Source organism: Falsiroseomonas sp. CW058, from assembly GCF_050563535.1.
GTDB lineage: Bacteria > Pseudomonadota > Alphaproteobacteria > Acetobacterales > Acetobacteraceae > Falsiroseomonas.
Genome location: NZ_JBNXUO010000003.1, coordinates 234379 through 254310, shown reverse-complemented (window position 1 = coordinate 254310; position 19932 = coordinate 234379). Strand labels below are relative to the sequence as shown.

The 19932-nt window shown below is 74.4% G+C and carries 16 protein-coding genes; 9 read left to right on the top strand and 7 right to left on the bottom strand.

The genetic code is table 11. The features are described from left to right. Nucleotides 1-5 precede the first annotated feature (5 nt). On the bottom strand, nucleotides 6-986 hold the full coding sequence (locus tag ACK8OX_RS04600; protein WP_430662740.1) for a tripartite tricarboxylate transporter substrate-binding protein: 981 nt from the start codon (nucleotides 984-986) through the stop codon (nucleotides 6-8). 141 nt (nucleotides 987-1127) lie between these two features. On the opposite strand from ACK8OX_RS04600, the gene ACK8OX_RS04595 reads away from it, so the two are divergent. Genes ACK8OX_RS04595 through ACK8OX_RS04565 form a run of 7 tightly spaced genes read left to right on the top strand, consistent with a single transcriptional unit; the run spans nucleotide 1128 to nucleotide 6790 of the window. Further along, on the top strand, nucleotides 1128-1754 hold the full coding sequence (locus ACK8OX_RS04595) for a nuclear transport factor 2 family protein (RefSeq protein ID WP_430662739.1): 627 nt from the start codon (nucleotides 1128-1130) through the stop codon (nucleotides 1752-1754). Between the two features lie 33 nt (nucleotides 1755-1787). Further along, complete coding sequence (locus ACK8OX_RS04590; protein WP_430662738.1) at nucleotides 1788-2561, top strand: ABC transporter ATP-binding protein; 774 nt, start codon at nucleotides 1788-1790, stop codon at nucleotides 2559-2561. Then, a complete protein-coding gene (locus ACK8OX_RS04585) occupies nucleotides 2554-3273 on the top strand; it encodes an ABC transporter ATP-binding protein (RefSeq protein WP_430662737.1) in 720 nt (239 codons plus the stop codon). The genes ACK8OX_RS04590 and ACK8OX_RS04585 overlap by 8 nt, the downstream gene beginning before the upstream one ends. A 42-nt stretch (nucleotides 3274-3315) precedes the next feature. Next, nucleotides 3316-4521, top strand: a complete 1206-nt coding sequence (locus tag ACK8OX_RS04580; RefSeq protein WP_430662736.1) for an ABC transporter substrate-binding protein — start codon at nucleotides 3316-3318, stop codon at nucleotides 4519-4521. Next, on the top strand, nucleotides 4518-5390 hold the full coding sequence (locus tag ACK8OX_RS04575) for a branched-chain amino acid ABC transporter permease (protein ID WP_430662735.1): 873 nt from the start codon (nucleotides 4518-4520) through the stop codon (nucleotides 5388-5390). Before ACK8OX_RS04580 ends, ACK8OX_RS04575 begins: the two co-directional genes overlap by 4 nt. Further along, a complete protein-coding gene (locus ACK8OX_RS04570; RefSeq protein ID WP_430662734.1) occupies nucleotides 5391-6293 on the top strand; it encodes a branched-chain amino acid ABC transporter permease in 903 nt (300 codons plus the stop codon). Then, nucleotides 6290-6790 (top strand): GAF domain-containing protein, encoded by a 501-nt coding sequence (locus ACK8OX_RS04565; protein WP_430662733.1) that lies wholly within the window; start codon nucleotides 6290-6292, stop codon nucleotides 6788-6790. The genes ACK8OX_RS04570 and ACK8OX_RS04565 overlap by 4 nt, the downstream gene beginning before the upstream one ends. A gap of 52 nt (nucleotides 6791-6842) precedes the next feature. On the opposite strand, the gene ACK8OX_RS04560 is transcribed toward ACK8OX_RS04565, so the two are convergent. From ACK8OX_RS04560 to ACK8OX_RS04550, 3 genes are all read right to left on the bottom strand, one after another. Then, the gene (locus ACK8OX_RS04560) at nucleotides 6843-7499 is read right to left on the bottom strand and encodes a glutathione S-transferase family protein (protein ID WP_430662732.1); all 657 of its coding nucleotides are present in this window, start codon (nucleotides 7497-7499) and stop codon (nucleotides 6843-6845) included. Nucleotides 7500-7503: 4 nt separating this feature from the next. Further along, nucleotides 7504-8718 (bottom strand): M24 family metallopeptidase, encoded by a 1215-nt coding sequence (locus ACK8OX_RS04555; RefSeq protein WP_430662731.1) that lies wholly within the window; start codon nucleotides 8716-8718, stop codon nucleotides 7504-7506. A gap of 63 nt (nucleotides 8719-8781) precedes the next feature. Then, complete coding sequence (locus ACK8OX_RS04550; protein ID WP_430662730.1) at nucleotides 8782-10602, bottom strand: ABC-F family ATP-binding cassette domain-containing protein; 1821 nt, start codon at nucleotides 10600-10602, stop codon at nucleotides 8782-8784. A 143-nt stretch (nucleotides 10603-10745) separates the two neighbouring features. Between ACK8OX_RS04550 and ACK8OX_RS04545 the strand changes: the two genes are divergently transcribed. Beyond that, the gene (locus ACK8OX_RS04545; protein ID WP_430662729.1) at nucleotides 10746-11948 is read left to right on the top strand and encodes a class I SAM-dependent methyltransferase; all 1203 of its coding nucleotides are present in this window, start codon (nucleotides 10746-10748) and stop codon (nucleotides 11946-11948) included. 13 nt (nucleotides 11949-11961) lie between these two features. Here ACK8OX_RS04545 and ACK8OX_RS04540 read toward each other — a convergent pair whose 3' ends face one another. Then, nucleotides 11962-15810 carry a translocation/assembly module TamB domain-containing protein gene (locus ACK8OX_RS04540; RefSeq protein WP_430662728.1) on the bottom strand — a complete coding sequence of 1283 codons (3849 nt, stop codon included), beginning with the start codon at nucleotides 15808-15810 and terminating at the stop codon, nucleotides 11962-11964. Continuing rightward, nucleotides 15785-17626, bottom strand: coding sequence for an autotransporter assembly complex protein TamA (locus ACK8OX_RS04535; protein WP_430662727.1), 1842 nt, complete (start codon nucleotides 17624-17626; stop codon nucleotides 15785-15787). The genes ACK8OX_RS04540 and ACK8OX_RS04535 overlap by 26 nt, the downstream gene beginning before the upstream one ends. 83 nt (nucleotides 17627-17709) lie before the next feature. Here ACK8OX_RS04535 and ACK8OX_RS04530 point away from each other — a divergent pair, with 83 nt between their 5' ends. Further along, on the top strand, nucleotides 17710-18861 hold the full coding sequence (locus tag ACK8OX_RS04530; RefSeq protein WP_430662726.1) for an amidohydrolase: 1152 nt from the start codon (nucleotides 17710-17712) through the stop codon (nucleotides 18859-18861). A gap of 12 nt (nucleotides 18862-18873) precedes the next feature. Here ACK8OX_RS04530 and ACK8OX_RS04525 read toward each other — a convergent pair whose 3' ends face one another. Then, nucleotides 18874-19830 (bottom strand): alpha/beta hydrolase, encoded by a 957-nt coding sequence (locus tag ACK8OX_RS04525; RefSeq protein ID WP_430662725.1) that lies wholly within the window; start codon nucleotides 19828-19830, stop codon nucleotides 18874-18876. Between the last annotated feature and the right edge of the window lie 102 nt (nucleotides 19831-19932).

The window sequence follows — 19932 nt, the reverse complement described above, 5'->3', positions numbered from 1 at the left end:
GTCGGTCACTGTCTCTCCATTCGCGTGCGTTCGATCACCTCGGCCCAGCGGCCGATCTCGGCATGGACCGTGGTGCGCGTCTCGGCCGGCGTCCCGGGCTCGCGCGGGCTGAGCCCGAGATCGGCGAGGCGGGCGCGCAGTTCCTGGTTGGCGACGAGCCCGCGCGCCACCTCCGTGATGCGCTCCACCACCGAAGGCGGCGTGCGCGCCGGGGCGCCGATGGCGTACCAGGTCTCGACGTCGAAGGGCACGCCGAGCGCCTCCGCCACCGTCGGCACGTCGGGCAGCAGCGCCGAGCGGCGGGGCGAGGTGATGGCCAGCGCCCGGACCTCGCCGGAGCGGAGCTGGCCGAGCACGGCGGACGCGGTTTCCGACACCACCTGCACCTCGCCGTTGCGGAGCGCGACGATCGCGGCCGGCGTGCCGCGGTAGGGGACGTGCATCAGGCGGAAGCCCCCCGCCGCCTGGACCGCTTCCGCCACGAAATGCTGCGTGGAGCCGACGCCCACGGTCGCGACGTTCAGCGCCTCCGGCCGCGCCTGCGCCTGGCGCACCAGATCGGCCATGTCGCGCGGCCCGTCCGGGCCCGCCAGCAGCACGAGCCCGATGGAGGCCAGCATGGCCACCGGCTCGATGTCGGCGCGGGGGTCGTAGGGCAGGCGCCGGTAGAGCGCGGCGGAGACGGCGAAGCCGTTGTTCAGCATCATCAGCGTGTGCCCGTCCGTCGCGCGGGCCAGCGCCTCGGCCGCCAACGTGCCGCCGGCGCCGGGGCGGTTCTCGACGATCACCGGCTGGCCGAAGGCGGCCGCCATCTGCGGCGCGACGAGCCGGGCCAGGATGTCCGTGGTGCCGCCCGCCGCGAAGCCCTGGAGGAAGCGCACCGGCCGGTCCGGCCAGGCCGGCCGCGCCTGGGCGAGCGCGGGCAGGGGCAGCAGCGCAGCCCCGGCGAGGCCGAGCGCGGTGCGGCGGCGCAGCAACTGGGTCATGGCGGACGTCTCCTGGCGCGGGGCTTCGCCCTGCAATCGTTTGCCCGGCGACCTCTACGTCACGCCGCGGCGGCGTCAAGCCGCCCTTGCCCGCGGCGGCGGCGCTTGTTACCCGCCGCGCAGCAACCGCCCGGAGCCCCCATGTCCGATACCGACCTCCTCCGCCGCCTCCAGGTCGCCGAACTCGTGCAGAACTGGGCGGTCTGGCGCGACGCCGGGGACTGGGACCGCTTCGCCACCTGCTGGCACGAGGAGGGGCGGATGATGGCCACCTGGTGCCAGGCGCCCTGGCGGGACTTCATCGCGGCGTCGAAGGCCGGCTGGGCGCGGGGCGTGTCCATCCTGCACTTCCTCGGCGGCTGGTCGGTGGACCTCGCCGGCCGCCGCGCCGTGGCGCAGACGAAGATGACCATCAGCCAGCGGGCGGAGGTGCATGGCGTGCTGGTCGACGTGGTCTGCACTGGCCGCTTCCACGACTTCATCGAGGAGCGGGACGGGCCCGCGGGACGGAAATGGGGAATCGTGCTGCGCCAGCCGATCTACGAGAAGGACCGCATGGACCCGGTGGACCCGGCGGCGAAGCTTGCGCTCGACCCCGCGCTGCTGGCGCGCTTCCCGGAAGGCTACCGCCACCTCGCCTATCTCCAGACGCAGATCGGCTACGCCGTGAAGACCGACATGCCCGGCCTGAAGGGCGAGAGGGTGGAGGCGCTCTACGCCGCCGGCCGGCGCTGGCTGGCCGGCGAGGCGCATGGGTGGGAGGAGTGACGCGGCGCGGCGGGTGCGTGTAGCGTCGCGCCGATGAACGCCCCGATCCTCGAAATCCGTGGCCTGACGCGTCGCTTCGGCGGCGTCGTCGCGCTCGACGGGCTCGACCTGTCGGTGCGGCGCGGCAGCGTCACGGCGCTGATCGGGCCGAACGGCGCGGGCAAGTCCACCGCCTTCCAGTGCATCTCCGGCGTCATCCGCCCCGATGCGGGCCGCGTCACCTTCGACGGGGCGGACATCACCGGCGCCAGGCCGGACCGCATCACGCGGGCGGGGCTGGTGCGCAGCTTCCAGATCGCGCGCGGCATCCCGCGGCTGACGGTGCTGGAGAACCTGCTGCTCTACGGCCCCGCCCAGCCGGGCGAATCGGTCGGGCTCGCGATGCTGAACGCCGCCGCCGCCCGCCGGCGGGAGGAGGAGTTGCGCGCCCGCGCGGTGGCCATCGCGGCGCGCCTCAACCTCTCCCGCGTGCTGGACAACCAGGCGGCCGCGCTCTCGGGCGGGCAGAAGAAGCTGATGGAGATCGGGCGCGCGCTGATGGCGGAGCCGAAGCTGCTGCTGCTCGACGAACCGGTGGCCGGGGTGAACCCGACCCTGTCGGCCGAGATCGCGGGCCACATCGCGCATTTGCGCGACGAAGGCATGGCGGTGCTGGTGGTGGAGCACCACATGGATTTCGTCGCCTCGCTCTGCGACCCGGTGGTGGTGATGGCGGAAGGCCGCTTCCTGACCCAGGGCAGCTTCGCCGAGGTGGCGGAAGACCCGCGCGTGCAGGAAGCCTATATGGGGCGCCGCGCCCATGCATGACGCCCCGCTGCTGCAGGTGGACGGCATCGTCGGCGGCTACGGCGCGGCGGACGAGATCCTGAAGGGCATCGACCTCGCCCTCGCGCCGCGGCGCATGGCGGCGATCGTCGGGCCGAATGGCGCGGGCAAGTCCACGCTGCTGAAGGCGATCGCCGGGCTGCTGAAGCCGAAATCGGGGCGCATCCTGCTCGACGGCGGCGTCATCACCGGCCTGCCGCCGCGCGGCATCGCGGCGCGCGGCATCGCCTTCGTCCCGCAGGAGGCGAACATCTTCCCCTCCCTCACCGTGCGGGAGAACCTGGAGATGGGCGGCTACCTCGAGCCGCGCGGGAAGGTGGCGGCGCGCGTCGATGCGCTGATGGCGCGCTTCCCCATCCTGGCGGAGAAGCGCCGCCGCGCCGCGCGCACCCTTTCCGGCGGGCAGCGCCAGATCCTGGCCATGGCGATGGCGCTGATGGTCGAGCCCCGGCTGCTGCTGCTGGACGAACCCTCCGCCGGCCTGTCGCCCAAGGCGGCCGAATCGCTGTTCGACGGCATCGCCGCCATCCACGCGGAGGGCACCGCCATCCTGATGGTCGAGCAGAACGCGCTGGAGGCTCTGGCCATCGCCGAGGAGGGGATCGTCCTGGTCGATGGCCGCGTCGCCCGCACCGGGCAGGCCGCGGCCCTTGCGGCCGACGCGGATGTGCGCCGCCTGTTCCTGGGCGGCTAGGCTCGGCTAGACTGACCGCCTCGGGAGACGGGAGACAGGACCATGCACCAGTTCAGCACCGGCCGCCGCGCGGCCCTGCTCGGCTCCGCCGGCGCGCTGGCCGGCTTCGCCATCGGCGGCCGTGCCTTCGCCCAGGGCGCGCCCGTCACCTTCGGCGCGCTGCCGCCGCTGACCGGCGCGGGCGGCCCCTACGGCCCCGCCATGCTGCGCGCGATCCAGCAGGTGGTTGAGGAGGCGAACGCCGCCGGCGGCATCCGCGGCCGCCAGGTCCGCGTGGTGGCGGAGGACGACCAGACCAACCCCGATGCCGGCGTGCGCGGCGCGCGCAAGCTGATCGACGTGGACCGCGTCTCCGCCCTCATGGGCACCTGGGCCAGCGCCGTGACCACCGCTGTCGCGCCGCTCTGCTGGGAGAACCGGATCCCGCTGTTCACCGTCTCCGGCGCGGATTCCATCACGCTGCTGCCGCACCAGGGCTACATCTTCCGCACCCAGCCCAACAGCCGCCTCCAGATCGAGACCGCCTGCCGCTGGCTGCTGTCCAAGGGCGCGCGCCGCGTCTTCCACCTGGCCGCCCAGAGCCCCTTCGCGCAGTCCAGCCAGGAGGTGATGGTGGACCGCCTGCGCGCCGGCGGCGGCGCCGTGACGGGCTTCATCATCTACGAACGCGACAAGACCGCCTTCCGGTCCGAGGTGGACCAGATCATGCGCTCGCGTTCCGACACCATCATGCTGAACGGCTACCTGCCGGACGTCACCATCCTGCTGCGAGAGCTGTTCCGCGCGGGCTTCGACGGCCGCAAGTTCACCTTCGCCTATGCCGCGAACCAGAACACCTTCCAGTCCCTGCCGAACGAGGTGACGAACGGTCTCATCACCTTCCAGCCGAGCCCGGACGTGGACAGCGGCGCCTTCAAGCGGCTGCAGACGCGCTTCGGCAATGTCGAGGTCGATCCCTATTCGGCGCAGACGCATGACCACGCCGCGCTCGCCATCCTCGCCGCCGCGGCGGCGGGCGACGCCGGCGGCACCGCCATCCGCGACAATGTCCGCCGCATCAGCCAGGGCGAGGGCGAGAAGGTGGACAACGTGACGGACGGGCTGCGCGCGCTCGCCGCGGGCCGCCCCATCAACTTCGAGGGCGCCTCCGGCCCCGTCGAGTTCGAGGAACGCGGCGACATCCGCGGCACCAAGTTCCGCTTCGAGGTAGCCGAGAACGGGCGCTTCCGCGTCCTTGAAATCGCGTGATCGAGGACTGGCGCGACCTCGCCCAGGTCCTGCTCAACGGCGTGATGGCGGGCAGCGTGCTGATGCTGCCCGCCATCGGCTTCAACTGCATCTTCGCCGTGCTGCGCTACCCGAACTTCGCCATCGCGGGCTACGCCACCATCGGCGCCTTCGCGGGCTGGGTGGCCAACACGCAATGGGGCATGCCTGCGGGCCTCGCCCTGCTGGCCGCCTTCCTGGTGGCCGGCGCGGCGGGGCTTCTGGCGGAGGAGACGGCGCTGAAGCCGCTGCGCCCCGCTGGGCCGCTGACGGTCGCCATCGCTTCCGTCGCGCTGACGCTGCTGGTGGAGAACATCGTCCGCTTCTTCTTCGGCAACGACCTGAAGGGCTACGACCTGCCGATCCTGCGCGACTGGCGCTTCGACGGCATCCGCGTGAACCCGCAGCAGCTGACCAACACCGGCTACGCCATCGCCGCCGCGGCGGCGCTGTTCCTGCTGCTGGCCTTCACGCGGCTGGGCCGCGCGATGCGCGCGGTGGCGGACAACCCGGTGCTGGCCGACATCAAGGGCGTGGACCCGGACCGCATCGCCCGCGTCGCGGTGTTCATCGGCGCGGGCCTCGCCGGCTTCGGGGGGATGCTGATCGGGCTCGACACCTCGATCGACCCGCTGACGGGCTTCCGCGTCGTGCTGTCGGTCTTCGCGGCGGCGGTGGTCGGCGGGCTCGGCTCCATCCCCGGCGCCGCGCTCGGCGCCATGGTGGTCGGGGTGGGGGAGGAGATGGCGGGCGTGGTGCTGGAGCCTGCCTACCGCACCGTCACCGCCTTCCTGGCAATCCTGGTCGTGCTGATGTTCCGCCCGCAGGGGCTGCTGGGGGGGAAGGGCTGAATGGACGCCTATCTCGTCTCCATGCTCGTCTTCGCGGGCGTCTACGCGCTGATGGCGCTGGGGCTGAACGTCATCTGGGGCCTGGCGGGGATGGTCAATCTCGGCCTGGTCGGGTTCTTCGGCGTCGGCGCCTATGCCTCCGCGCTGCTGACGACGAAGCTGTTCTGGCCCATGCCGCTCGGCTGGGCGGCGGCGGCCGTGGTGGCGGCGGCGGCGGGCGGCGCGATGGCGCTGATCGTCGCGCGGCTGCGGGGCGACTACCTGGCGATCGTCACGCTCGGCTTCGCCGAGGTGATGCGCCTGGTCGCGAGCAACGAGGTGTGGCTGACCAACGGCACGGACGGCATCAGCGGAATCCCCGGCCCCTGGCGCGGCCTGGTGACGCCGCAGCAGTTCAACCTCATCTTCCTCGGCATCGTCTGGGCGGCGGTGGTGGTCGGCTTCGCGCTGTTCGGCCGCCTGTCGCATTCCCCCTTCGGCCGCGTGCTGCGCGCCGTGCGGGAGGATGAGGATGTGGCCGCGGTGGCCGGCAAGCCGGTGCTGTGGTTCAAGATCCGCGCCTTCTGCCTCGGCGCCGCGATCATCGGCCTCTCGGGTGCGCTCTACGCGCACTACAACGCCTATTTCGCGCCCGACAACATGCTGCCGCTGATCACCATCTACATCGTCCTCGCGCTCACCGCGGGCGGCGTCGGTTCCATGCGCGGCGCCGTGCTCGGCGCGCTGCTGGTCCTGCTGCTGCTGGAAGGCACGCGCTTCCTGACCGGCGCGGTCCCCGGCGTGACGCCGGTGCAGAAGGCCGCCCTGCGCGAGGGCACGATCGCCCTCTCCCTCATCCTGCTGCTGCGCTTCCGGCCGCAGGGCCTCATCCCCGAACGCACCAGAACCAGGGCAACGCCATGACCCGTCCCGACCCCACGCCGCACATCGCCTCCGTCGTCGCCGCCGCGGCGGATGGCGGGCAGCCCGGCCCGCTGTTCTCCGCGCTCGACGCGGCGATGGGGCACGCGATCGGCCACCGGCTGTTCACCATCCTGGTCGTCCATCCCGGCGCGAACGAGAGCCAGCGCTACTATTCCAACATGCCGAAGGAATACCCGGTGGGCGGCCGCAAGCCGATCAACCAGACCCACTGGTTCCAGCGCGTGCTCGGCGCCGGGCAGTGCTACATCGGCCGCAGCTACGCCGACATCCAGGACGTCTTCTTCGACCACGAGCTGATCCGCAGCCTGGGCTGCGAGAGCGTGCTGAACGTCCCCGTCCGCTGGGACGGCCGCAGCCTCGGCACCATCAACCTGCTGCACCACGCGAACTACTACACCGAGTCCGATGTCGCGGTGGCCGAGACCTTCGCGGCGCTGGCCGCGCCGGGGCTGATGAAGGTGATCGCGGAGGGTTAGCCGGGCGATCCGCCGGGGAGGGACGGCGTCCCTCCCCGGCGGATCGCGCGTCTCACGCCGGCTCCTTCTCCCGCGCCTCCATCATGCGCCGGAAGGCCGGGCGGGCGTGGCAGGCGGCAAGCCAGGCCTTCACGCGCGGCGCGCCCTCGAACAGTTCCGGCGCGGGCATGGCGTAGCGGATCACCTCGGCGACATTCACGTCGGCCACGGTGAAGCGCCCGCCCACCAGCCAGCCCGTCGCCGCCAGCGCGCCGTCCAGCACCGCGAAGGGCGCGCGCAGCGCCGCCACGGCCGCATCCGCCTTCGCCGCGTCGCGTTCCGCCGGCGGCTTTCCGGCGCGGTTGAACAGGATCTCGATGGTGTGGGGCTCCGCCTCCGTCGCGGCCCAGAGCGTCCACATGCCCATCAGCCCGTCCTCGGCCACATCCGCAGGGCCGAAGGGGCCGCCGTATCGCTTCGCGATGTAGAGGTTGATCGCCAGCGACTCGTGCAGCACCAGCCCGTCATCCTCCATTGCGGGGATGTGGCCGTTCGGGTTCAGCGCCAGGAAGGCCGGCGAACGGGTGTGGACCGGCGCGTCCGGCGCGCCCGGATCCGCCAGGCGATAGGCCTGGATGACCGGGACGTGCCGGAACGGCATCCCGATCTCCTCCAGCAGCCAGATGTTGCGCGATGCGCGCGAACGGCAGCAGCCATGGATGGTCAGCACCTCGTCATTCCCTCCCGAACGGGTCGTCGATCGATGGCGCGGGCGGCGTCAGCCATTCCGCGCCGGTCTCGGTCACCACGATATGGTCTTCCAGCCGGATGCCGAACTCGCCGTAGATGGCGATGGTCGGCTCGATGCTGCCGGTGTTGCCGATGGCGAGCGGCGCGCGGTTGTTGCCCACGAAATAAGGCGCCTCGTGCACGTCCATCCCGATGCCGTGCCCGGTGCGGTGCGGCAGGCCCGGCACCTTGTAGCCCGGGCCGAAGCCTGTGCCGGTCACCACGCCGCGGCAGGCATCGTCGATGCCGCCGCAGGGCGCCCCCGGCCGCGCCGCCGCGAAGCCCGCTGCCTGGGCGCGCTTCGTCAGGTCCCAGATCTCCCGCTGGCGCGGACTCGGCTCGCCGAAGACGTAGCTGCGCGTGATGTCGGACATGTAGCCGTGCAGCGGCGCCCCCACATCCACCAGCACCACGTCGCCCTCCTTCAGCGTCTGGGGATAGGGCACGCCATGCGGATAGGCGGTTGGTTCGCCGAACAGCACGATGGAGAAGGCGGGGCCGGCATCGAAGCCCGCCCTGCGATGCGCGGCGGCGAGGAACTCCGTCACCTCCTCCGTCGTCACGCCGGGCCGCAGCGCCCGCGCCGCCGCGGCCTGGATGCCGAGCGTCATCGCCATCGCCTGGCGCAGGATCGCCACCTCATGCTCCGTCTTGCGCTCCCTCAGATGGGAGGTGACGGGGCCGGAGGCGACGAAACGGTGGTTCGGCAGCGCCGCGCGCATCCCCTCCGCCACGAAGACGCGGGCCATGTCGTCCAGCGCCACGGTGCCGCCGGGGATGTCGGCCTCGCGCAGCATCCCGGCGAACAGGGCGTAGGGGTCCTCGTCCTCCTCCCAGCCGCGCACCTCGCCGGGAAGGGCCAGCATGGTCTTCAGCTTCTCCACCTCGAAGGCGGGCGCAAGGTAGGAGAGGGGGCCGCGCACCGGCAGCACCGCGCCGACTGGGCGCTCGCTCTGGCCGTGCTTCAGGCCGCACAGCCAGGCCAGGTTGGTCGTGCCGTCCAGCCACAGCGCGGCGATGCCGAGTTCGGCCATCCGCGCCTGCGCGCGCGCCACCCGGCGGGCATGTTCCTCCGCGCCGATCGGCGGCACCGCATCCCGCCCGTTCGGGATGCGCGCAAGTTCCGTCGCGAAATCCGATCCGCCGACGCCGATGGTCATGCCGTCCCTCCTTCCGGTCCAGGCACCTGCATGCCACGTCGCGCGGCGGCCGTCAGCGCCGCCTCAGCCCTCCAGCTCCTCGCGCAGCATCTCGAGCCGCAGCCACTCGTCCTCCGCCGCGTCGCGTTCGGCCATCTTCTTGCCGAGCAGGCTGCTGCGCGCGGCGAAGCCCGCCGGGTCTCGCGCGTAGAGCGCGGGATCGCCGAGCTGCCCCTGCAGGGCCGCGATCTCCCGCCCCAGCTGGGCGATGCGGGCGGGCAGCGTCTCCAGCGCGTGCCTGTCCTTGAAGGACATCCTCGGCTTCGCGGCCGGCCGCGGCGCCTCGGCCCCGCCGCGCGTGGCTGCGGGGGCGGGCGCCGCCTGCGCCGGCGCGGCCTTCGCCTCCACCCCGCGGCCGCGCTGCGCGACCATGTCGGAATAGCCGCCGGCATAGTCCTGCCAGCGACCGTCGCCTTCCCAGGCGATCACGTTGGTGGCGACGCGGTCCAGGAAATCGCGGTCGTGGCTGACGACGATGACCGTGCCCGCATAGTCGCCGAGCAGTTCCTGCAACAGGTCAAGCGTCTCGAGGTCGAGGTCGTTGGTCGGCTCGTCCAGCACCAGCAGGTTGGACGGCGTGGCGAGGGCGCGCGCCAGCATCAGCCGCCCGCGTTCCCCGCCCGACAGCATGCCCACCGGCGTGCGCGCCTGTTCCGCCACGAACAGGAAGTCCTTCATGTAGCCGACGACATGCTTCTTCTCCCCGCCGACCTGCACGATGTCGCCCGACCCGCCGGTCAGCGCCGATTGCAGCGTCGCGTCCGGGTCCAGCTGTTCGCGCTTCTGGTCCAGCGTGACCATCTGGAGGTTGGCGCCCAGCCGCACCGTGCCGGAATCCGGCGCCAGCACTCCGGTCAGCAGGTTCAGCAGGGTGGTCTTGCCGGCGCCGTTCGGCCCGACGATGCCCACGCGGTCGCCGCGCAGGATGCGGGTGGAGAAGTCTCGCACCACCGGCGGCGCATCGCCATGGGCCTTGGCGATGCCTTCCGCCGCCACCACGAGCGTGCCGGAGGCATCGCCCTCGGCCGCCGCCATCCGCACGCTGCCCTGCGCGCCGACGCGTTCCTTCCGGCGCTTCCGCAGGTCCTGCAGCCCGGCCAGGCGCTTGACGTTGCGCTTGCGCCGCGCGGTGACGCCGTAGCGCAGCCAGTGTTCCTCCCGCACGATCTTCCGGGCCAGCTTGTGGGCCTCGGTCTCCTCCTCCTCCAGCACGCGGTCGCGCCATTCCTCGAAATGCGCGAAGCCCTGTTCCAGCCGCCGCGTCGTGCCGCGGTCCAGCCAGACCATCGCGCGCGACAGGCGCTGGAGGAAGCGGCGGTCGTGGCTGATCGTCACCAGCGCGCTGCGAAGCTGCGCCAGTTCCCCTTCCAGCCATTCGATCGCGGGCAGGTCCAGATGGTTGGTCGGCTCGTCCAGCAGCAGGATGTCGGGGCGCGGCGCCAGCGCGCGCGCCAGCGCCGCGCGCCGCGCCTCGCCCCCCGAAAGCCGGCCCGGCGCCTCGTCCCCGGTCAGGCCGAGGCCTTCCAGCAGCAGCCGCGCGCGGTGCGGGTCGTCGCCCGGGCCGAGCCCGGCCGCCACATAGTCGCCGGTCGTCGCATGGCCACCCAGGTCCGGCTCCTGCGGGAGGTAGCGGACCGTCGCCCCGGGCTGGAGGAAGCGGGTGCCTGCATCGGCGTCGAGCAGCCCCGCCGCGATCTTCAGCAGCGTCGACTTGCCCGACCCGTTGCGCCCGACCAGCGCCAGCCGCTCCCCCGGCCCGACCATGATCTCCGCCCCGTCCAGCAGTTGCGTGGAACCCAGGCGCAGGCGGATGTCGCGGAGATGCAGCAGCGGGGGAGGGGCCATGGGCGGGGGATGGGGGCAGGCCCGCCCCGCGTCAAGCAGGCGGGGTTGATCCCTGCGGCCCGCCGGTGTCCGATGCCGGCCCGCCCGCGCAAGGACCCCCGGATGCCGCGCCGACTGCCACCCGCATCGCCCGGCGTCGCGCCGTGAGCCAGGCCGCGGCCGCGCCCGATCCCGCCACCACCTATGGCGCGCATGCCAATCCGGACCTGCTGTCGCGCATCCCGCTCGATGCCCGCGCGGTGCTCGACGTGGGCTGCGGCGCCGGCGCGCTGGGCGGCGCCTTCCGCCGGCGCAACCCGGCGGCGCGGCTGATCGGGATCGAGCCGGACCCCGCACTCGCCGCCCATGCCCGCGGCCACTACGCCGAGGTCCACGGCACCGACATCGAGACGGTGCCGCCGCCGGTCGCGGAAGGCAGCCTCGACGCCATCGTCTTCGGCGACGTGCTGGAACACCTGCGCGACCCCTGGGCGGTGCTGGCGCGCGACATCCGCCTGCTGTCTGACCGGGGCGTGCTGCTGGTCTGCATCCCCAACCTCGAACACTGGTCCTTCGCCCACCGCCTGCTGTGCGGCGACTGGCGCTATGAACGCATGGGGCTGTTCGACCGCACGCATCTGCGCTGGTTCACGCGCGCGACGATGCACGATGCGCTGCGCGCCGCGGGCTATGTCCCGCTGGAAGTGGCGCCCCGGATCTTCGGGCGCGACAAGGCCGAGGCATTCGCGAAGGCGATGGCGCCGGGCTTCGCCGCGCTCGGCATCGACATGGCGGAATGGTCGCGCCGCGCGCTGCCGCTGCAATATGTGTGGCGCGCCGCGCGGGTCCGCCCGGACCCGCTGCTGCTGGTCGGCCGCACCCTGCCCGGGGAAGCCGAGGCCGCGCGCGCCCGCATCCTGGACCCGCTGGCCGCGCTCGCGACCCGTCCGGGGATCGGCACCGTGGCCGGGCCGCAGGCGGCGCCGCCGGCCGGGGCCGGGGACACGCCGCGCCTCGTCATCCTCCAGCGCCGGGGCCTCGACGGGGCGGAGGCGCTCTCGGAGCTTCGCGCGCTTCGACGCTCGGGCGCGGTGATCGTACAGGAGAGCGACATCGACCCCGCCCGCCTGCCGCCCGACGCCTTCCGCCGCGTCCATGCCGTGCAGGTCGCGACCGCGGCGCAGGCGGCCGCGGTGCGGGCGCTTAATCCGGAGGTCGCGGTCTTCGCCTATGCCCAGCTGGAAGGGCCGGACGGCCCTCTCCTGGCCGACCAGTTGGGCGCGCGGCTCGCCTGGTACCGCGGGCTCTGGGACCGCCGTGCGGAGCTCGATGCCGCGCTGCTGGCTCGGGCGCCGGACCTGGCGTGACGGTGGCGCACGCTCAGCGCCCCCACTCCCACTCCATCGACACGCCCACGCGTTCCCCCGCCTCGCGGTCGCCGGTCTCGGCCTCCAGCCGCAGCCGCGGCGTCAGGTCCACCCGGACGCCGACGCGGGAGGAGCCGGGCTCGGTGCCCTGGCGCACGCCGAGATAGACCCCGTCCGCCACGTAGCGCCCCGCTTCCAGCGTCGCGCCGCTCCGCTCCTCAGCGGAGGTGCGGCGATTGGCGCCCTCCCCGCCGCCGCCGACCGCCAGGCGGTCCAGCCCGATGGTCTGCCGCACGCGGTCGAGCAGCCCCGTCGCGCCGCCGCCCGGCAGGCCTGTCGCCCCGGCCACGGCCTGGGCGACCTGCGCAATCTCGAAGGGCGACAGGTCGCGCAGCGGGCGGTCGAACAGTAGCCGGGCCAGGATCTCGTCCTGCGGCAGTTCCGGGGTGGAGCTGAAGGTGATCTGCGGCGCGGTGGGCGAGCCCGTGACCTCCACCCGCACCGTCACCGCCCCAGCGCGGCTGGATGCGCGGAAATCAAGCTCCGGCAGCAGCCCGCCCTGGAAATCGAGCCGCCCGCGGTCGAAGGCGAGCCGCCGGCCGATCACCGCGAGGTCGCCGCGGCGCAGCTCCAGCTCCCCGTTGATCTCGGGTGCGTCCACGCGGCCGCCGATGGCCAGTTCGCCGCCCAGCTCGGCATCGAGCCCGCGGCCCCGCACGAAGACGTTGCGCGGTGCCTGCACCTGGATGGCCAGCGCGATGGGCGCGCTGCCGCCACCCCCGGCCGGGCGCTGGCGGAGCTGCGTCGGCCGCGGCGCGCGGCCGGGCGGTGCGCCGCGCTCGGTCACCTCGCCGAGCGTGCGGACCGAGGCGGGAAGCTGGTCCGGCACGCGGATCTCCGCCCGCCGGATGCGGATGGGCCCCGACAGCGTCGCGCCGGTCCCGAGCAGCCCGGCCAGCCGCAGCTCCGCATCCAGCGTGGCGCGCAGGATGTCGGAGGCGACCGGCTGCGCGCCCTGCGCCGTCAGCACCAGGTCGAGCGGGAGGTACTGCGTCATCGGCTCGATCGTGCCGCCGAGGCCGAGCCGCCCGCCGCCGGGGGTCCGCCCGGCGATGTCGGCGCGCAGCCGCGACCCGTCCGGCCGCAGCGTGCCCGCCAGCTCCGTCACCGCCACGCCGAGCAGCGGGTTGCGGTAGCTGCCGCCGGTCAGCCGCGCCTCGCCCCCCAGCACCGGCGCATCGGCGGGGCCGCTGGTCCGCAGGTTCAGCGCCAGCCGCCCGGTCACGCGGTCGCCCCCCGCGGCCAGCAGGGTCGAGGTCAGGGAGGCGAGGTCGATGGTGCCCTCCAGAGTGCCGTCCAGCGGCTGCGACGCGCCGGGCCCCTGCGGCATCCGCGCGGTCGCGTTCAGCCGCAGCGCGGCGCCGAGCCGCGCCTCGGCATTGCCCGCCACCGCGCCATCCCCGCTGCGGCGGATCTCGGCGCGCAGCTCGCCGGCAGGCAGGCCGCGCCCCCAGGGCGCGCCGGCGCGCAGCCCGGTGCCGCGCAGCGTGGCCGCGACCTCCGGCGCCGCGACGGGCCCGGTGATCCGCGCCTCCCCGCTCACCGTTCCGGCCGGCGCGATGTCCGGCAGCAGCGCGGCGATCCCCGCCAGGTTGAAGGGCGCGAGCTGCGCCCGGATATCCGCCCGGTCCGGCCCCCAGCGTCCTTCTGCGCGCAGGCTGCCGCCGCGGGGCAGGGCGAGCGTCGCCGCCCCGATCTCGACCCCGCCGCCGGCCGCCAGCGTGATGCGCGCCGGCGCCGAGAGCCGCACCGTCTCGCCCTGCGCCGTCGCGCGCAGCGCGGCGAGGTCGAGCCGCCTCCCGCCCGCAGCCTCGGCGAGGCGCCCGCGGGCCTCGGCCTCGACCCCCTGGGCGCGGCCGGCGAGGGTCCAGTCGAAGCCGGCCGGCGTGCCCTCTACCGTCGCGGCGATGCGCTCGGCCGTCACGCCGCCCGCGCGAAGCTCCGGCGCCTCCAGCCGCGCCTCGATCCCTTGCGCGCCGTCGCGGGGCGCAAGCCGGGCCTCCAGCCGCAGCCTGCCGCCAAGCGCCTGGCCGGCCAGCGGCGCGAAGGGGGCGAGGTCCGGGACGGCGAGGGTCGCCGTGCCGTCGAACAGCGGCGGGTCCGGCCGCAGCCTGCCCGCGGCTGTCAGGCGCGCGGGGCCGAAGCTGGCCTCCGCCGCCTCCAGCCGAAGCCAGCCATCCGCGTCGGGGCCGCCGCGCAGGTCGAGGCCGATCGGCAGGTCCTGGAAGCGACCCGCCGCACGGGCCTCCACCGCCGGGGCCGTCGCCGGCGCGGCGATGCGGGCCGACAGCGACAGCCCTTCCAGCACGCGCCCCGCCACCTCCAGCCGGTCGGAGGCGGCATCGAGCGTGACCGTCGGGTCCGCGGCGGCGCCGGCCGCCGTGCCGCGCAGCCGCAGCCCCCCCGACAGGCCCAGCGCAGCCCCCTCCACCGCCGCGACCGCGGCGCGGAAGGTGAGGTCGAGCGTCGCGCCCACCCGCCCCTGCGCCTCGGCCTCGATCGCCTGGCCGGTCAGGGTCAGCGCCTCGATCCGGTCCGGCGCCACGGCGCGCAGCCGCAGGCGCGGCGCCGGGCCGAGCAGGGCGGCGAGTGGCGCGACGGCGGATCGGAAGCCGGTGACGCCGAGATCGAGCGCGACGGCCGGTGCGGCGAGCGCGCCGGTGACCTCGGCCGCGGCCTCGAACGCCTCCCAGCCCAGCGCCTCGCCCGGCAGCAAGCCGGCGAAGACGGCGGAAGGCCGCAGCGTGGCGCGGAGCCGCAATGCCGTGGAACCGCCGCCGGGGTCGAGCCGCCCGGACGCCTCCACCACCCCCGCCGCACCGGCCAGGCGAAGCTCCCGCAGGTCGAAAGTGCCATCCGGCCGGCCATCGGCGTCGAGCCGCAGGTCGAACGGCCCTGCAAGCCGCCCGGCCGGCCCCGCCACGAGGCCGGAGGCATCGGCCCGCCCGTCCACCGTCAGCCCGACCCGGCGCGCATCCGGCGCGCGCAGCGTGCCGCGCAGGTCGAGCCCGAGGCCCTCTCCCGCCGCGGCGCGCAGCGTCAGCGCGGCCCCGCTGGCGGGGCCGTCCAGCACCAGGTCCAGTTCCGGCGCGCGGCCGGCCAGGCCGAGCAGCCGGGCAACCGGCCCGCCGGCCTCGCCACGCAGCGTCGCGCGGGCGGCCAGCCGCCCGGTGGCGGGGCGCAGGTTGGCCTCCACCCCCAGCACGCTGCCGCCATCCTGGGTCGCCGCATCGACCGCCAGCGTCAGCCCGCCCGCGTCCAGCGCCGCGCGCCCTTCGGCCCGCAGCACCGCGGCGGCGCCGGCCAGCGCCTCGCCGAGTTCGATCCGCGCAACCTCCAGCCGGTCGAGCCGCAGCGCGACGGGAAGCTGCGGCAGGTCCGGCAGCAGCGGCCCGGGTTCGGACGGGGCGGGCGGGTCCGCGCCCAGCGGGGCGCGATGGACCGCCACGCGGCGCGCCGTCAGCGCCTCCACCCGCAATTCCCGCCGCAGCAGGGCGCGGGGGTCCCAGGCGAGCCTCGCCCCCTCCACCTCCAGCCAGACCCCCGCCTCGTCGCGCAGCGTCAGCCGGGCGATGCCGAGCCGGCCGGGCAGGGGGCCTTCCAGCCCTTCCAGCGCCAGGCCAGGAACCTGCGCCGCCGCCAGCCGCGCCAGCGCCGCGCGCCCACCCTCGCTGTTCGCCCAGATCAGCCCCCCGCCGAGCGCGAGCAGCGGCAGCGCGACCAGCGCCAGCAGCGCGCCCAGCAGCCAGCGCCAGGCGCGGCGGCGGCGCGGGGGCTCAGAAGGCCTGTCCGAGCCCGACATAGATGCCATAGGCGGAATCGCCCGACTGCTTGTCGAGCGGGATGGCGACGTCGAGCCGCACCGGCCCGATCGCGGTGGCGTAGCGCAGCCCGACCCCGGCGCCGATGCGGACATCGGCGAAGCCCGGCGTCTCCGACCCGCCGACCGAGCCGGCATCGAGGAAGGCGACCATGCCGAAGGGCCCACTGACGCGCTGGCGCAGCTCGACCGAGCCCTCCACCAGCGACGAGCCGCCGAGCGGGCGGTTGCGCGCGTCCCGCGGGCCGATCTGCTGGTAGCCGTAGCCGCGCACCGACCCGCCGCCGCCGGCATAGAACCGCTTGTCGAGCGGCACGTCCCGCGTCGCGCCGACCAGGCTGCCCACGGTCCCGCGCAGCGCGATCACCGTCCCGCCTTCGCCGGTGATGTCGAAATAGGTCCGCAGGCTGCCCAGCGCGCGGACGAAGCCGCCGCCTTCCGCGATGTCGGCATAGGGCGTGACGGCGAGGTTGGCGCGGATGCCGCGCCGCGCGTCCAGCAGGTTGTCGGTGCTGTCGTAGCGGATCCCCGTGACGAAACCCGCCAGGGTGAAGGGGGAGAGGTTGCCGTCGCGCCCGATGCGTCCCGTCTCGAAGGTGGGGCCGCCCTGGACGATCCAGTTCTGGCCCACCGGATGCTCCAGCAGCACCGAGGCGACGACCGCGTCCCGGTCATAGGCCTCCAGCCTTTCGCGCAGCGCCGCGGCTTCCGCGACCAGGGTCGTACGGCCGTCGAACAATCCGGGCCGGCGCAGATTGGCGCCGAGGCGATAGTTCAGGTCCTCCGTCCCGCCGCCGGCGCCGAGGCGCGACACCTCCGCCTCCACCCGCAGCGTCTCGGCGTTGCCGAACAGGTTGCGCCGCTCGTAGTAGACGCGCCCGGTCGGGCCGTAATTCGTCTCGTAGGCCAGGTTGAAGCCCGCGGCGTTGCGCGGGCGGTCGGTCAGCGCGAAGGTCACGGGCAGGTGCCCCGCCTCGTCCAGCCGCCGCGCGGCGCGCACGCGCACCGCGTCGAAGGCGCCGAGCTGCTGCACCTCCCGCCGGGTGCGGTCCAACGCGGCGGGGCTGTAGGGCTGCCCGGCGAGGCGGCCGGTCACCCGTTCGATCAGCGCGCGGTTGACCTGCGTGTCCCCCTCGATCCCCGGCCGCGCGAAGCTCGCGACGGGGCCGGGAGCGAGGATCCAGGTGACGTCCATCGCCTGCGCCTCATGGTCGACCAGCACTTCGCGGTCCACCACGGCGGCCAGCGGGTGGCCGGCCTCGCGCAGGCGGTCCACCAGCGCGGCCTCGGCATCCAGCACCGGCGCGGCGCGGGCGGGCTCCCCGGCGCGGAGGCCGGGCGGGGGCGGCAGCGCGGCGACGGCCGGTGCCCCGGCCGGCGCCTCGGCCCGCAGCGCCACCCGCCGCAGGGCGTAGCGCGGGCCCGGGATGACGCGGACCTCGACCGGCACCTCGCCCGGCGGCAGCGCCTGCAGGCGCTCGGCCAGTCCCGGCGCCTCCACCGGCTCGCCGGCGATGCGCATCTCCACACGGCCGCCCCAGTAGCCCTCAGAGTGCAGCACCTCCTCCAGCAGCCGCGGCTCGGCGCGGGCGCGGGAGAGAAGGCCGAAGGCGTCCACCGGCGCCTCCCCGGCCAGCCGCCTGAGGCGCGAGGCCTCGGCCAGCGCCGAGTCGAGCGCCGCCTCGCCGGTCGGCACGAAGATCGTCGCATAGGGCAGCACCCGCTCCTCCTGCGCCTGGGCTGGCTGGAGGAGGAGGGTTGCGACCAGGAGGGGGAGGAGCGCGCGAATCTTTCCCACGACGGATGACAAGAGCCGGCGGCGGCAATGGTTGCCACGGCCAGGGATGGAGCCGAAGGCCCGGAGGGGCTAAGTGTTGTGGCATGGATCCGACCCTCGCCGCGACCCTCACCTCCTGGCGCCGCCACCTCCATGCCCATCCCGGCCTGACCCTGCGGGAAGGCGAGACCGCCGCCTTCGTCACGGCGCGGCTGCGGGAGATGGGGGTGACCGAGGTGGCGGAGGGTGTCGGCGGGCACGGCGTGGTGGCCACGCTGAAGCGCGGCGACAGCAACCGCAGCGTCGGCCTGCGCGGGGACATGGACGCGCTGCCCATCCAGGAAATGAATGAGGGCCTGCCCCACCGGTCCACCATCCCCGGCGTGATGCATGCCTGCGGGCATGACGGCCACACCACCGCGCTGCTCGGCGCGGCGCGGCTGCTGCTGGAGGACAAGGGCTGGACCGGCACCGTCCATCTCGTCTTCCAGCCGGCCGAGGAAGGTGGCGGCGGCGCGCGGTCCATGCTGGCCGACGGCCTGTTCCGCCGCTTCCCGATGGAACGCATCTTCGGCTGGCACAACTGGCCCGGCCTGCCCGCCGGCACCATCGGCGTGCATGACCGCGCGGTCATGGCTGCAGGCTGCCGGTTCGAGGTCGCCTTCGACGGCCACGCAGCCCATGCCGCGCTGCCGCATCTCGGACGCGACCCGATGGTGGCGGCGGGGCACTGCATCGTCGCGCTGCAGACCGTGGTGGCCCGCAACCTCGACCCGATGACGGGCGGCGTGGTCAGCCTCACGGTGATCGAGGGCGGGGAGGCGCAGAACCAGATCCCGGCCCGCGTCGTCATCAAGGGCAGCGCCCGCTGGATCGACGACGAGACCGGCCGCGCCATCCACGAGGGCATCCACCGCATCGCGCAGGGCATCGCCGCCACCTTCGGCGTGCAGGCGGCCGTCGGCTGGAAGCAGGGGGTCGAGGTCACCGCCAACAGCCCGGCCGAACGCGACCTGGCGGCCGCGGCGGCGAAGGCGGTGTCCGACACGCGCGAACACGTCACCCCCGCGATGACCGGGGAGGATTTCTCCTGGTTCCTGAAGGAGGTGCCCGGCGCCTTCGTCTGGATCGGCAACGGCCCGGCCGAGGCCGGGCGCGAGTTGCACAACCCCGGCTACGACTTCAACGACGACATCCTGCCGGTCGCGAGCGGCTGGCTGGCCGAGGTGGCGAAGCGGGCGCTCTCCGCCGGGTAGCGCGGGCGCGCCTCACGCCAGGACGCGGCCGAGCCACCCGCCCCCGCCCGCCGCCGCGCGCCGCGCCGCGGCGACATGGTTCAGCGACCGCAGGAAGCCATGCGCGGTGCCGGGGAAGACCTCCTGCTCGACCGTGACGCCCGCGGCGCGCAGCCTGTCGCCCATCGCCAGGTTCTCGGATGCCAGCACGTCGAGCTCGGCGATGTGCAGCAGCACCGGCGGCAGGCCGCGCAGGTCGGCCCGCAGCGGGCTGGCCAGCGGGTTCAGCCGGTCCGCGGCGCGCGGCAGGTAGCAGTCGAGGTAGAAGCGCATCTTCTCCCGCGTCAGGAAATAGCCCTCGGCGAATTCGCGGTAGCTCGGCGTATCGAGGTCGGCGTCGAAGACGCCGTAGTTCAGCAGCAGGCCGCGCAACCGCAGCGCGGGGTCGGTCTCCCGCAACAGCAGCGCGACGCCCATCGCCAGGTTGGCGCCGGCGCTGTCGCCGCCGACCACGATGCGCGCGGGGTCGAGGCCCCATTCCGCGCCGTGCCGCGCCACCCAGCGCACCACCGCCGCGCATTCCTCGAGCGCGACGGGGAAGGGGGCCTCCGGGCTCAGCGCGTAGTCCGGGCCGATCACCGCGCAGCGGCCGCCCGCGGCGTATTCGCGCATCAGGCGGTCATGCGTGTCGATGCTGTTCCAGACGAAGCCGCCGCCATGGATGTAGACCAGCACCGGCAGGCCGGGCGCCTCCGTCGGCCGATGCAGGCGGCACAGCAGGCGCCGCCCGCGGACCGGCAGCCAGCGATCCGCGCTGGCGGCCATGGCCGGCCCGCCGGCCGAGAGCGGGACGTTCAATCTTTCCGTGACCTCCCGCGCGGCATCGAGCGGCAGGGAGAGGCTGACGGGCGGCAGCTTCGCGCCTTCCGCCTCCATCAGCGACTGGAAGGCCAGCATCTCGGGGTCCCAGCGGGGGTCCTGGGCGGGCATCGGGCAGACTCCGGTGGTGCCCCCGTATCGGACGGCGCCCGGCCACGGCCGGCAACCCCCCGGCCCCGATCGGGTTGCAGAGGGCGACCCTCCCCCTCATGC